10 protein-coding genes are annotated in these 13,082 nt (G+C 59.5%); 9 read left to right on the forward strand and 1 reads right to left on the reverse strand.

All coding sequences use genetic code 11. The features are described 5' to 3' along the window. From QOL84_RS06260 to QOL84_RS06270, 3 genes are read left to right on the forward strand one after another with little or no spacing between them, the layout of a single operon-like run. A complete protein-coding gene (locus QOL84_RS06260; protein WP_283436593.1) occupies positions 1 to 2,403 on the forward strand; it encodes an acyl-CoA reductase in 2,403 nt (800 codons plus the stop codon). A 48-nt stretch (positions 2,404 to 2,451) separates the two neighbouring features. Beyond that, positions 2,452 to 3,753, forward strand: a complete 1,302-nt coding sequence (locus QOL84_RS06265) for a phenylacetate--CoA ligase family protein (protein ID WP_283436594.1) — start codon at positions 2,452 to 2,454, stop codon at positions 3,751 to 3,753. Then, entirely contained in the window at positions 3,741 to 4,679 is a 939-nt protein-coding gene (locus tag QOL84_RS06270; protein WP_283436595.1) for a GNAT family N-acetyltransferase, read from the forward strand. The genes QOL84_RS06265 and QOL84_RS06270 overlap by 13 nt, the downstream gene beginning before the upstream one ends. A gap of 53 nt (positions 4,680 to 4,732) precedes the next feature. On the opposite strand, the gene QOL84_RS06275 is transcribed toward QOL84_RS06270, so the two are convergent. Then, the gene (locus QOL84_RS06275) at positions 4,733 to 5,260 is read right to left on the reverse strand and encodes a hypothetical protein (RefSeq protein WP_283436596.1); all 528 of its coding nucleotides are present in this window, start codon (positions 5,258 to 5,260) and stop codon (positions 4,733 to 4,735) included. A gap of 383 nt (positions 5,261 to 5,643) precedes the next feature. Here QOL84_RS06275 and QOL84_RS06280 point away from each other — a divergent pair, with 383 nt between their 5' ends. The 6 genes from QOL84_RS06280 (at position 5,644) to glgA (ending at position 13,079) form a co-directional block, all read left to right on the forward strand. Further along, complete coding sequence (locus tag QOL84_RS06280) at positions 5,644 to 7,635, forward strand: methyl-accepting chemotaxis protein (RefSeq protein ID WP_283436597.1); 1,992 nt, start codon at positions 5,644 to 5,646, stop codon at positions 7,633 to 7,635. Between the two features lie 240 nt (positions 7,636 to 7,875). Further along, positions 7,876 to 8,322: a DUF411 domain-containing protein gene (locus QOL84_RS06285; RefSeq protein ID WP_283436598.1), complete on the forward strand. Its 447-nt coding sequence runs from the start codon at positions 7,876 to 7,878 to the stop codon at positions 8,320 to 8,322. After that, positions 8,322 to 8,756, forward strand: coding sequence for a YqaA family protein (locus tag QOL84_RS06290; protein ID WP_129393512.1), 435 nt, complete (start codon positions 8,322 to 8,324; stop codon positions 8,754 to 8,756). The genes QOL84_RS06285 and QOL84_RS06290 overlap by 1 nt, the downstream gene beginning before the upstream one ends. An 86-nt stretch (positions 8,757 to 8,842) precedes the next feature. Further along, positions 8,843 to 9,889, forward strand: a complete 1,047-nt coding sequence (locus tag QOL84_RS06295) for an alpha/beta fold hydrolase (protein ID WP_283436599.1) — start codon at positions 8,843 to 8,845, stop codon at positions 9,887 to 9,889. Positions 9,890 to 9,902: 13 nt separating this feature from the next. Continuing rightward, positions 9,903 to 10,856 carry a D-2-hydroxyacid dehydrogenase family protein gene (locus QOL84_RS06300; protein WP_283436600.1) on the forward strand — a complete coding sequence of 318 codons (954 nt, stop codon included), beginning with the start codon at positions 9,903 to 9,905 and terminating at the stop codon, positions 10,854 to 10,856. Between the two features lie 636 nt (positions 10,857 to 11,492). Beyond that, a complete protein-coding gene (glgA, locus tag QOL84_RS06305) occupies positions 11,493 to 13,079 on the forward strand; it encodes a glycogen synthase GlgA (RefSeq protein ID WP_129393503.1) in 1,587 nt (528 codons plus the stop codon). Positions 13,080 to 13,082 lie beyond the last annotated feature (3 nt).

Raw genomic sequence — 13,082 nt, forward strand, 5'->3', positions numbered from 1 at the left:
ATGTATTTGATCAACGGACAACTGCACGCCGATTACCCTGTCGACACGGCCCTGGAACAATTGCACCAGGCGCTGCCACAACATCTGGCGAGCCCGCTGCACAGCCGCACAGTGATTCACGCGGCGGCGCGTTTTGCCGAACAATTGCGCAGCGGCGATAGCAACGTAGTGCTGGATGAAGATCAGCGCCAGGCTTTGATCGGGTTTTGCCAGCCGCAGGCGCTGCAAAGCAAACTTGAACGCGAGCTCGGCGATCAACCCGGTTCTCTGCGACGCCTCGATTACACGCAAGCGCGCTTCGAGAACTGGAGTCCGCTCGGACTGGTTGTGCACATCACCCCGGCGAATGCACCCATGCTGGCGTTCTGTGCAGTTGTGGAGAGCCTGCTGGCCGGCAACATCAACTGGCTACGCCCCAGCAGCAGCGATCAAGGCCTGACTGCCCGCTTGCTCAGCGCACTGCTGCAATGCGATCCAAGCGGTCAGTTGGGTCACTACCTCGCCGTGTTGCCGGTAGCAACCACGCAAATCGCTCAATTGTGCAAACGGGCCAATGGTGTTGCCGCGTGGGGTGGCGCTGCGGCGCTGCAGGCGATTCGTCAACACCTGCCTTCCGGGTGCCGCTGGATCGACTGGGGACATCGCATAAGTTTCGTCTACATGACCCCCGATTCGGTTTCCGCAGAAGCGCTGGATGCCATCGTCGACGAAGTCTGCCGCCTCGATCAGCAGGCGTGTTCGAGCCCCCAATGGTTATTGGTCGACAGTGACGAGCCGGGCGTTCTCAAGCAAATCGGTGCGGCGCTGGCAGATGCGTTCGGTCGTCGAGCCGAACGCTGGCCAGCGTTGCTGCCGACGCTGCAGGAAGCCTCGGAAATCACCAGCCGGGTGGCGATGACTCGACTCGGCCAGAGTTTTTCCGGATTGACCGCCGAGGTCTGGAGTGCTCCCGGCTGGCGCGTGATCTGGACTCACGATCAGGTGCTGACACCCTCCCCGCTGTTTCGCACGCTGCTGCTCAAACCGCTGCCGCGCGCTCGCCTCGCACACATTCTGCTCGATTGGCGCAACGTGCTGCAGAGTTGCGCGCTGGTGTGTCCTGCGGCACAGACCGGCGAACTGTCGCGCACCTTGATTGCGGCTGGCGTTACGCGCATCGCACCGATCGATGCGATTCATGACGGTTACGACGGTGAGCCCCATGACGGTGTATATGCGCTGCAACGCTTGAGCCGCCGCGTCTCGGTCAGCTTGCCGGCAACGCTGCTGCCGACTCACGCGACGCTCGATCCGCAGTCCCAGGCGATAGACGTCAGTGACCTGCCGATCATGGATAAACAAGCCTTTGTCGAACGGCCTGCCAACGCGGCTGCGCAGTTGTATTTCCGCTCGGGAGGCAGCAGCGGCACGCCGACCTTGTCCGGCTTCAGCCATCGCGACTTCCAGCGCCAAATGCGCGCGACTGCCGACGGCATGTTTGCCGCAGGGCTTGATCCGCGCCGCGACCGGGTGATGAACCTGTTTTTCAGCGGTGGGCTGTACGGCGGTTTTTTCAGTTTCGCCAAAGTGCTGGAATTGCTCGGCGCCACGCACCTGCCAATGGGCGCGCCGGCCGATGACGATTACAGCGAGATTGCACAACTGATCGTCGAACAACGCGTGAGCGTGTTGATTGGCATGCCGAGCACCCTGCACCGCTTGTTCCTCAACGAGCAGCAAACGTTACGCGATTACAACGGGATCGAAAAAGTCTTCCTTGGCGGTGAACACCTCAGTCAGCCCTGCCGTGAGCTGCTGCAAAGTTGCGGCGTCAAAAGCATTCGTTCGGCGGTGTATGGCAGCGTCGATGCCGGCCCGCTTGGGCATGCCTGCGCTGCGACAGGCGATAGCGTTTTCCATCTGCTGAGCGATATCCAATCGCTGGAAATTGTCGCGTTCGATGACGATGTGCCGGTTGCCGGCGACGAAGTTGGCCGACTGTTATTCACCTCGAAGGCGCGTGAAGGCCAGCCGATCCAGCGTTATGACGTGGGTGACAGCGGCCGCTGGCTATCCGGCCCATGTGATTGCGGCCTGACATCGCCGCGTTTCGAACTGTTGCAGCGACACGGTCGGCTGATGCGTATCGGCACCGATTTCATTTGCCTGAGCACGCTGGCCGAGCATCTGCAGACCGAATTTCAATTGCTGATGGCGCACGCGCCTGACGGCGTTGAAAGCCTGCTGTTTCGCAGTCCCCGCGAACCGGCAGATGTGCTCGAACGCCTGCAAGGCTATTCCCTCCTGGCAACCCTGGTGCGCAGCGGACTGCTGAAACTGGAGGTCGAGGTCTGCCCACCGGCGTCATTCCACCGCAACAAGCACAGCGGCAAAACCCCTTTATTGATCGATGCGCGCCGTTGAAGTGCAGCAACCGCACCCGGCCTGGCGCCATTACTTCGAGAGAACACCATGACAGCTGCAATTGAACTGAACCAGTTGGTCGGCTTTGCCCGAGCGCATTCGAATTACTATCGCGAACATTTGCACAACGTCGCGCCCTGTATAGCGAGCCTCGGTGAATTACCGCTGATTGATCCGCACACCTACTGGCAATCGAGCCATGACCTCGATCATTGGTCAGTACTCACAGGCAGCCTCGCCAATGCGCTGGTATTCAAGACCGGTGGCACCAGCAGCAACGGCAAACTGTCGGTATTCACCCGTGACGAATGGCAGACACTGGTCAGCGACTTTGGCGTCCAGCTCACCGCGCAACTGAATGACGGCGACCGCATTGCCAATCTGTTTTTCGTCGGCGACCTGTATGCCAGTTTCGTGTTCGTCCACGATGCCCTCGCGCATACGGGCAGTGCCGTCACCGAATTCCCGTTTACCGGTAACGTCGATTCTGCAGTGTTGGCCGATTCGATTGCTCAATATCGGATCAACGTTTTAGCCGGTGTACCGGCGCACCTGCTGACGTTTGCTGCATGGCTTGCGCGTCAGTCGCGCACGCTTGAAGGTATCGACACCCAGCTCTACGGCGGCGAAAGCCTGTTCGGCGGGCAATTGCTGCTGTTGCGCCGGGTCTTTCCCAACGCCCGGATCGCCTCGATCGGTTACGCCAGTGTCGACGCCGGGTTTATCGGTTTCAGTAGCCGTGACTGCGCCCTGAACGAACACCGCATGCTCGACCGCCACAGTGTGGTGGAAATCCTCGATGAACAGACCGGTGAGGTTATCGAGGATTGCGGGCGGACGGGACGTCTGGTCCTCACCAATTTCACCCGTCGCCTGATGCCGCTGATTCGCTATCCGGTGGGCGACCTCGCCTGCTGGAAAGAACCTTGTGGCGCACCGATGCGTAAATTCGCCTTGATGGGGCGCAGCATGGACAGCCAGCGTGTGCGGGTCGGCAGTTTGACCCTGCTGACCGCCGAAATCGGCGAGATCGTGCAACGCATTGCTGCCGGAGGTGAATGGCAACTGGTGCTCGATCATTCAAACAATCGCGATGACTTGCACCTTAAGTGGCGGCACGCCGCGCAGCGCCTCGACACGACGCAAGTCAGTGCAGAACTGCGCGCGGCGTTGATCGATCAGTACCCTTTGATCGAACAACTGACTGCCGATGGATTACTCAATCTGCAAGTGGCGAGCTGCGTCGGTGAGGATTTCGCCTGTCATCCCCGCTCGGGCAAACACCAGAAAGTTGTCGACCTGCGCCTCTATGGCAATGCTTCTGCGGAGCCGCACACATGGACATCGTGACCCTGAGAAACTACCGCAGCACCGATGCTGTGGCGGTCAGCCGCCTGTTCCGCGAAGTCTATGGCGACCACTACGTTCATCCCCACGTTTATCTGCCCTACATGATCAGTCAGAACCACGACGATGGCCGTTGGCATTCGCTGGTGGCCGTGAGCGGCAAAAAAATCCTCGGCCACGCGACACTGTTCAGAAATGCCGGCTCGCCGGTCGCCGAACTGGCGCTGACTGTGGTTCATCCAGCGACACGTGAGCAAAACATTGCCACGCGGCTGGGGCAACAGTTGCTGATCCATGCGCAAGCGCTGGGCTGCCGTGGCGTGACGATCAAACAAGTGACCCATCACGCCTACTCGCAAAAAATGGCCGACAGGCTCGGATTTCACAGCACGGGACTGTTACCCGACTACGCGCCTTCGCCATTTGGCGAGATATTGCCGGAGTCGATCGTCATGGGTTTCAGAGGCATCGACGACTACGAGCGGCCGCTGCCATCGCTTGACTGGCCAGCCAGCTGCGCCGATTTCATGCAGCAGATGTGCAACGAGTTTGGCACGCGCAAAAAACCCTCACCCTGGGTCGGGCAAGCAATGCATTTCGACCAGCATTCAGGGCGTTATGACATGGTGCTCAAACAACTGAGCAGTGCCGTGCTCCAGCAACTGCGGCAATTGCCGGCACACTGGATGGTTTCGATCAGGCTCAGGCTGGCAGAAGGTTTTGCCGGCGCAATGCACAATCTGTCGATGGCAGGGTTCACGTTCACCGGGATTGTCCCGGATGATCGCGGCGAAGGCTGGCTGGCACTGTTTCACCGCAACTACTTGCCGCGCCAGTTGCAATTGCACTGCGCGCGCATGCAACAGCTGCAGGATCAAATACAGCAACGCTTCGGCGATTACTGCAATACCGCACTGCAAGCTCGTTGAACCAAAGACTGGCAGGCCCGCCGAGAGATTGTGCGGGCCTTGTTCCGTGGTCTTTACGCTTTGGCTTTGACGCCGCTGTCGACAGGTTTCGGCATGTTGCCTTCACCGTAGGTTTTCAGGTTCTGCAGGACGTAAATCGCTTTTTTAAACTCGGGGATCAGGCTCTTGCCGTAAGCGTTGCCATTGAGGCCGTTGCTCTGGATGGCATCGAGTTGGGTCGCGAAGTACTCCAGCGCGTTGAATTTCGCATCAATATCTTTCGTCACGCCAAAACGATCGAACTTGTCGCCGGCGTTCTTCAGCGTAAAGGAAGTAATCTCGGAGATCAGCCCGCGGCTACGCAACGTTTCGCTCAGGTTGCCCAATTGTTTTACCGACACATTCGCCGGATCGAAACCCTTGATTGCCCGTCGCAAACCCTGCTTATCCATTTCGGCAGTATTCAACGCCATAGGATTGCTGCCGACCATGGTGAGCATCTGCTGCACCTTGACGCTCTGGGATACTTGTTTTTTGGCGCCGGTGTCGCGTACCAGAACCCCTGCCTTGGCCTGCCAGCCGCCGACAATACCGATCGTCATGAGAAGACTCCCTGAAAAATGACCATAAAAATGTCCGTGTTGAACGCAGTAATGGACGCGAGTATCAGCGGGGCGAACTGATGGCACCAACCTGTTTCTGCACTTTTTTACAATTCTTGTACATTCTCGATACAAATAACCCATAGCCCCACAAACCTTGGGTTAAAGCGCCTGCGACTGTCGGTAAACAACCAGCGCTTCACGCTGACAAGCAGGTAAGTCCGCTTGAATGTATCCAACCCGATACTGACCAGTCATCGGCGGCAATCTTTTTAGTACGCCAGTACCTCAAGCTTCTTGCCAGCGCGACGATACGCTGAGATACCCGCACTGTTTCACTCCCACCCCTCTAACAAGAATCGCAGTTCAAGGACCGGATCCCCATGCCCGCATTCCGTACCATTCAGGCTCGCTACACGCTGTTTCTGGTTCTGTTTATCCTGCTGTTGTCGGTGCTCACGGTGGTTGGCATCAGCCAACTGGTCGCGCCCAAGTTGCGCCACACCGAAGAACAGGTGGTGCTCAACCGCATCGCTGAAGTCGCCGAGCAGATTCAGGGCGAACTTTACAAAGTCCAGGCGCAGCAACGCAGCATCACCCAGACCATCCCGCTGCTCGACAGTGCCGCGATCGACACTGTGTTGCCGGGGTTGGTGGATCAATACGGCGAGCTGAAGGTTTTTGGCGGCGGCATCTGGCCGTTGCCGGGGCAGCGTGAAGCCGGGCGCAACAAGTTCAGCACCTTCTGGCACCGCGATGCTTCGGGCAAATTGGCGGTGAACACCTTCTGGAACAGCGACGCGGCACCCAACTATTACGACCAGAGCTGGTACAAGGGCGGCATGGCGACGCCGCGCGGCCAGTGCGCCTGGGCCGCAGCCTATAAAGACGACGCCAGCGCCGAGCCACGTACCAACTGCGCGATGGCCATTCAGAAGAATGGAGCCGCTTACGGCGTGTCGACCATCGACGTCACCCTCGGCTTCTTCAATGACCTGGTCGCAAGCAAGGAGAAAGACCTCAACGCGCAAATGCTGATCGTCGAAGCGGACGGCAAGATCATCAGCAACAGCTCGCGCATCAGCGGCCCGATCGTGCTGAAGAACATCAGCGAACTGGCCGGCGCCTCGACTTTCGCCAGCCAGGTCAAGGCCGGCCTGCAAAACCGCGATCAGGCGCAGCGCGTCGAGTTCGACAACAACGGCGAAGCCAGCACCTTCTTCATGCGTCCGATCGAGGGCACGCCGTGGTTCCTCGCCACGGCCCTGCCGACCAAAATGCTCACCGCGCAGCGTGACGATGTACTCAGCACCCTGAGCCTGCTGCAGATTCCGCTGGTGATCCTGCTCGTGCTGTTGCAGGTCTATGCGATCCGCCAGTTGGTTTCGCGCCTGAAAGCCTTGAAAGCCAACATCGATTCGCTGTCCAGCGGCGACGCCGACCTGACGCGACGGATCACCATTCGCGCCGAGGATGAACTGGGCGCGATCGGCCATTCGGTCAACACGTTTATCGCTTACCTGCAAAGCATGATTGGCGAAGTCACCCAGGCCACCGGCGCCATGGCGTCGGGCCTCGACAACCTGCAACGCACCTCGGCGCACACCAGCCAGATCCTGTTGCGTCACGCCTCGGAAACCGATCAGACCGTCACCGCTATCACCGAAATGAGTTCGACGGCGGAAAGCGTTGCACAAAACGCCGCCGAGACCGCTGCCTTCACCCAGCGCGCCAACGAAAACGCCGACCGTTCACGCGTGGTGGTCGGTGAAGCGACCAGCAGCGTGGTCGCGCTGATCGATGAGGTCGCCAGCGCTACACACAAGGTTGAAAACATGCAGCAAGACGCCCAGCGCATCACCGAGATTCTCGGGGTGATCGGCGCGATTGCCGGCCAGACCAACCTGCTGGCACTCAACGCGGCGATTGAAGCGGCGCGTGCCGGTGAGCAGGGTCGTGGCTTTGCGGTGGTGGCCGACGAGGTGCGCGCCCTCGCCGCCCGCACCCAGGCCAGCACGTCGGAAATCAACGAGATGTTGACCCGTCTGACCCAAGGCGTCAGTTCTTCGGTCAGCGCCATGGAAAACACCCAGGCCAGTTGCCAGTCGGCAGCGGATGCCACCGCGCGGGTCAACTCGGGTCTGGATGAAATGGCCGGTTCGGTCAGCCACATCAACAGCCTCAGCACGCAGATCGCCACCGCCGCCGAACAGCAAAGCGCGGTGACCGAAGAGATCAACCGCAGCATGGTGCAGATCCGCCACATGGTCGACGAACTGGTGCAGAGCGGCCAGGCCAGCGAACTTAACACCCGGCAACTGCTGGAAGCCAACAGCCGCGTGAGCGCGATCATGGGCCGCTTCAAGGTCCGCTAATCACCACAATGACACCTCTGCAGGAGCTGCCGCGGGCTGCGGTCTTTTGATCTTGATCTGGATAGACAAAGTCAAAAGATCGCAGCCTGCGGCAGCTCCTACAGGGGGTCGCAGGTTTTTGATCTACGATGATCGTGCCGGTTTGTCTTGTAGCAACTGGAAACACTCCGTTGATGCCAGGCAGGAAAAACCGGTCAAAATGCGTTCTTTTTTGACCGCCATCCGAGTCGAGATCTCATCATGCGAAACCACCTGCGTCTGGTCGCCCTGAGCGCCCTGTTTCTCTCTTCCCTGGCCCAGGCGGCCGACCTGATCCCGATCGAAGTGCATCGCGACGCCAATTGCGGTTGCTGCAAAAAATGGATCAGCCATCTCGAAGCCAACGGTTTCAAAGTCGAAGACCACGTCGAAAGCGACATGAGCAGCTTCAAGCAACAACACGGCGTGCCACCGCGCCTGGCGTCGTGTCACACCGCACTCATCAACGGCAAATTCGTCGAAGGCCACGTGCCGGCTGATCAAGTGCTGGCCCTGAGCAAGCGCGACGACCTGCTCGGTGTCGCCGCACCAGGCATGCCGATGGGCTCGCCTGGGATGGAAATGGACGGCATAAGCGATGCCTATCAAGTGATCGGCTTAAAGAAGAACGGCGCTGACGTGGTGGTGGCGGACTATCCGGCGCACTGATGGCAGCTGCCTATACCGGGCTGTTCTTTGCCGCATTCGGCGCGGCGACGTTGTTGCCGTTGCAGTCCGAGGCGGTGCTGGTCGGCTTGCTTGCCAGTGAGCGATATTGGCTGTGGGGGCTGCTTGCCGTGGCGACGCTGGGCAACGTGCTCGGCTCGCTGGTCAACTGGTGGCTGGGGCGGGGCATCGAACGGTTTCAGCAGCGGCGCTGGTTTCCGGTCAGCCCCAGGCACATGGCGCGGGCGCGCAAACACTATGAACGCTACGGCCATTGGTCATTGCTGCTCAGTTGGCTGCCGGTGATCGGCGACCCGCTGACATTGATCGCCGGGGTGATGCGCGAGCCGCTCGGGCGGTTCCTGTTGATCGTCAGCCTCGCCAAAGGCGCGCGTTATGCCGTGGTCGCAATGCTGACCCTCGGCTGGCTCGGTTGAACGATCAGACGTGCTGATTGCCTGTGTTTAACGTCGCCCTAATCCCACCGTTCCAGGATCGGCCGATTTCAATGGAGTTTGCCCTTATGTCCGTCACGCGTTTCCGCTGGCTGCCCGGTCTGTTGCTCAGTGCCGCGCTGCCGCTGTTTGCCCATGCTGCCACTGAGGCAACGTCTGCCGAAGGCCCGGCTTACGGGCCAGAGCTGCAAGGCTTTGAATACCCCTACACGCTGAAACACTTCGCCTTCCAGTCCCAGGGCAAATCGTTGCAGATGGGTTACATGGATGTCGCTGCCCACGGTAAGGCCAACGGTCGCACCGTGGTGCTGCTGCACGGCAAGAATTTTTGCGCGGCGACCTGGGACAGTTCGATCAAGGCTTTGAGTGAAGCCGGTTTTCGGGTGATTGCCCCGGACCAAATCGGTTTCTGCACCTCCAGCAAACCAGACAATTATCAATACAGCTTTCAGCAACTGGCGACCAACACCCAGCAATTGCTCAAGGCGCTGGGTATTCAGAAGGCTACCCTGCTCGGCCATTCCACCGGCGGCATGCTCGCCACCCGTTATGCGTTGCTGTTTCCCGAGCAGGTCGAGCAACTGGCGCTGGTCAACCCGATTGGCCTGGAAGACTGGAAAGCCCTCGGCGTGCCTTATCGCACCGTCGATCAGTGGTATCAGCGCGAGTTGAAAGTCAGCGCTCAAGGCATCCGTGATTACGAGCGCAGCACCTATTACGATGGTCGCTGGAAGCCCGAATTCGATCGCTGGGTCGACATGCTCGCCGGCCTCAGCAAGGGGCCGGGCAAGATCCAGGTCGCGTGGAACTCGGCGCTGATCTACGACATGATTTTCACCCAGCCGGTGTACTACGAGTTCAAGGACCTGAAGATGCCGACGCTGTTGCTGATCGGCACCTCCGACACCACGGCCATCGGCAAGGACCTCGCGCCACCTGAGGTGAAAGCCAGAATCGGTCACTACGAGGTGCTCGGCAAACAAGTGGCCAAGCTGATCCCGCAGTCGACGCTGGTAGAGTTTCCCGGCATGGGCCACGCGCCACAAATGGAAGAACCGGCGCAGTTCCACAAGGCGCTGCTCGGCTGGCTGAACACAACCAATCCCGTTCGTTGATGAGGTAAGGCTGATGGCGGTGCAGATTGCAGTAATCGATGACTGGCAGGACGTGGCCCGCGACGTTGTCGACTGGTCGCTACTCGACAGCATCGGTGAAGTGACGTTCGAGCATGACTACCCGGCGGACAACGCCACCCTGGCCGCGCGCCTGGGCAAATATCAGGTCATCTGTGTGATGCGCGAACGCACGCGCTTCGATGCCGATCTGTTGGCGCGTTTGCCTAATCTGAAACTGCTGGTGACCGGTGGCATGCGCAATGCTGCACTGGATCTGCCGGCGGCAGCAAAACTCGGCATCCAGGTCTGCGGCACCGACAGTTACAAGCATGCGGCGCCGGAACTGACCTGGGCGCTGATCATGGCGGCCACGCGCAATCTGCTTGCTGAAGCCAACGCTCTGCGCGCCGGGCAATGGCAACAAGGGCTGGGCGGCGACCTGCATGGCAAGACTCTGGCCATTCTCGGTTTGGGCAGTATTGGCCAGCGTGTCGCGCAGTTCGGCCAAGTGTTTGGCATGCGCGTGATTGCCTGGAGCGAAAACCTCACCGCCGAACGCGCGCAGCAGGTTGGCGTGACCTATGTCAGCAAGCAGCAACTGTTCGAGCAGGCTGATGTGCTTTCGGTGCATCTGGTGCTCAGCGAGCGCAGTCGCGGGCTGGTCGATGCACAGGCACTGGCCTCGATGAAAGCCACAGCATTGCTGGTGAACACGGCGCGCGGGCCGATTGTCGATGAACCGGCGCTGATCAAGGCGTTGCAGAAGCGGCAGATCGCCGGCGCGGCGCTGGATGTTTTCGCTGAAGAGCCGCTACCAGCGCTGCACCCTTTTCGCACACTGGATAACGTACTGGCGACACCGCACGTGGGGTATGTCAGCCGACAGAACTATCAACAGTTCTTTTCGCAAATGATCGAGGATATTCAAGCCTGGGCGACGGACAAGCCAATTCGCCTGTTGAATTAATTTGCCTGACACCGCACCTGTGTAGGAGCTGCCGAAGGCTGCGATCTTTTGATGTTGTTTTTAAGATCAAGATCAAAAGATCGCAGCCTTCGGCAGCTCCTACAGGGGTCACCTGATCAACAAACTGTTCGCACCACAACAGTGCACCCGCACTTCTCGCTAGCACAAAATCGTGACCGCCCAGTCACCGTTTTGGCCCCTCCCGCTAAAAAAACCTGCACTTCGTCGGTGCGTTTGCCCCTCCCGAGCACGGTTGTCGTTAACGGCAAACCGATTGTCGAACAATTTACCCATTTGCTCTGGCCCGCTCTAGGATCTGGCCTAGACTGGTTTTTTCGGGGTTCGACCTGCCGGTCATATTGCGGAAAAAAACTCGAAACTTTTGCACGAAGCGGCAGGTCATCTGAAAGGCAGGGCCAAAGCGACTGGTGCAATCCTTGCAACGGCCCGATCACCCATTCTGCTTGCGCGTGTTGGGTAGCGTTTGCTCACCGATGCCGGGCGTGATTGCGCTCGCGGTATGTAGGAGCTGCCGCAGGCTGCGATCTTTTGATCCTTGCAAAAGCCAAAGATCGCAGCCTTCGGTAGCTCCTACAGGGAATGAGAAGAATCAGATCAATAACACGGGAGATTCATATGATCAGTGCGGCATTGGATATTCAGGGAGAGCGTGCTCAACAGTCAGTTGGCGAAGCGAGCACCGTCAGCGTTCCCGGCAGCCGACAGATCAACGTCCCCGGCACCAAGACGCTGACTCCGGTTGCGAGTCAGAATCCCAACAAGAAGAAAGTGTTGTTCGTGACCTCGGAAATCGCCGATCTGGTCAAGACCGGCGGTCTGGGTGACGTGTCCGCCGCCCTGCCCCGCGCCATGGCGCACCTGCATGACGTGCGCGTGCTGATTCCCGGTTACCCGCAAGTGATGCACAGCGAGAACCCGATCCACATCATCGGCGAACTCGGCGGCCATGCTGCGCTGCCACCGTGCCAGATCGGTCGCATGGACATGCCGGACGGCCTGGTGATTTACGTGCTGATCTGCCCTGAACTCTACGAGCGTGAAGGTTCGCCCTACGGCGCCAACAACGGTCGCGACTGGCCGGACAACCACATTCGTTTCGCCCGCCTCGGTCTGGCCGCTGCCGACATTGCCGCCAACCTTGCGCAAATCCACTGGTGCCCGGATCTGGTGCACGCCCATGACTGGCCGGCCGGCCTGGCCCCGGCATATATGCACTGGCGAGGGCAGCGCACGCCAACACTGTTCACTATTCACAACCTTGCCTATCAAGGCGTGACCAGCCTCGGCTCTTGCCCTGAGCTGGGTATTCCCGCGCATGCCCTGCAACAGGAAGGGATGGAGTTCTACGGCAAGATGTCGTTCCTCAAGGCCGGCATGGCCTATTCGAGCCACATCACCACCGTCAGCGCGACTTATGCTCAGGAAATCACCACCCCGGATTTCGGCTGTGGCCTCGACGGTTTTCTGGCCGCCAAGACCCAGCAAGGCTTGCTCAGCGGTATTCCCAACGGCATCGATGAGAGCTGGGACGCGGCCACCGATCCACACCTGTTCGCACCGTTCGCCATTGGTGACTGGGAAGGCAAAGCCGTCAACGCCGCCCACGTCCGCGACCTGTTTGAACTGAATGACTCCGAAGGCCCGTTGTTCGCTGTGGTGTCACGCTTGGTCTATCAGAAAGGCCTCGACCTGACCCAGGCCGTTTCCGAGTACATCGTACAAAACGGCGGCCAGATCGCGATCATCGGTCGCGGCGAGCCGGAGGAAGAACAGGCCATGCGTGAACTGGCACTGCGCTTTCCCGGGCAGATCGGTGTGCGCATCGGCTTCAATGAAACCGACGCCCGACGCATGTTCGCCGGCAGCGATTTCCTGCTGATGCCATCGCGTTATGAACCTTGCGGCCTGAGCCAGATGTACGCCCAGCGCTTCGGCTCGTTGCCGGTGGCGCGCAATACCGGCGGGCTGGCCGACACCATTGAAAACGGTGTCACCGGGTTCCTTTTCGACGAATCCACCGCTGAAAGTTACCAAGAAGCCCTGAGCCGTGCGTTCAAGGTTTTCGCCTTTCCAGAGCTGCTCAATGCCATGCGTTGCCGCGCGATGGCGGCGCCGTTCAACTGGTGCAAAGCGGTTGAACCGTACGCCGAACTCTACGAACAACTGGTGGCCAAGGCCTTGGGCAAAGCGATTCACAAGTAACAG

The sequence above is a fragment of the Pseudomonas helmanticensis genome (assembly GCF_900182985.1).
Taxonomy (GTDB): domain Bacteria; phylum Pseudomonadota; class Gammaproteobacteria; order Pseudomonadales; family Pseudomonadaceae; genus Aquipseudomonas; species Aquipseudomonas helmanticensis.

Coding starts and splice junctions, on each gene's coding strand:
- QOL84_RS06260 (WP_283436593.1), top strand. CDS start 1: ATGTATTTGATCAACGGACAACTGCACGCCGATTACCCTGTCGACACG.
- QOL84_RS06265 (WP_283436594.1), top strand. CDS start 2,452: ATGACAGCTGCAATTGAACTGAACCAGTTGGTCGGCTTTGCCCGAGCG.
- QOL84_RS06270 (WP_283436595.1), top strand. CDS start 3,741: ATGGACATCGTGACCCTGAGAAACTACCGCAGCACCGATGCTGTGGCG.
- QOL84_RS06275 (WP_283436596.1), bottom strand. CDS start 5,260: ATGACGATCGGTATTGTCGGCGGCTGGCAGGCCAAGGCAGGGGTTCTG.
- QOL84_RS06280 (WP_283436597.1), top strand. CDS start 5,644: ATGCCCGCATTCCGTACCATTCAGGCTCGCTACACGCTGTTTCTGGTT.
- QOL84_RS06285 (WP_283436598.1), top strand. CDS start 7,876: ATGCGAAACCACCTGCGTCTGGTCGCCCTGAGCGCCCTGTTTCTCTCT.
- QOL84_RS06290 (WP_129393512.1), top strand. CDS start 8,322: ATGGCAGCTGCCTATACCGGGCTGTTCTTTGCCGCATTCGGCGCGGCG.
- QOL84_RS06295 (WP_283436599.1), top strand. CDS start 8,843: ATGTCCGTCACGCGTTTCCGCTGGCTGCCCGGTCTGTTGCTCAGTGCC.
- QOL84_RS06300 (WP_283436600.1), top strand. CDS start 9,903: ATGGCGGTGCAGATTGCAGTAATCGATGACTGGCAGGACGTGGCCCGC.
- glgA (WP_129393503.1), top strand. CDS start 11,493: ATGATCAGTGCGGCATTGGATATTCAGGGAGAGCGTGCTCAACAGTCA.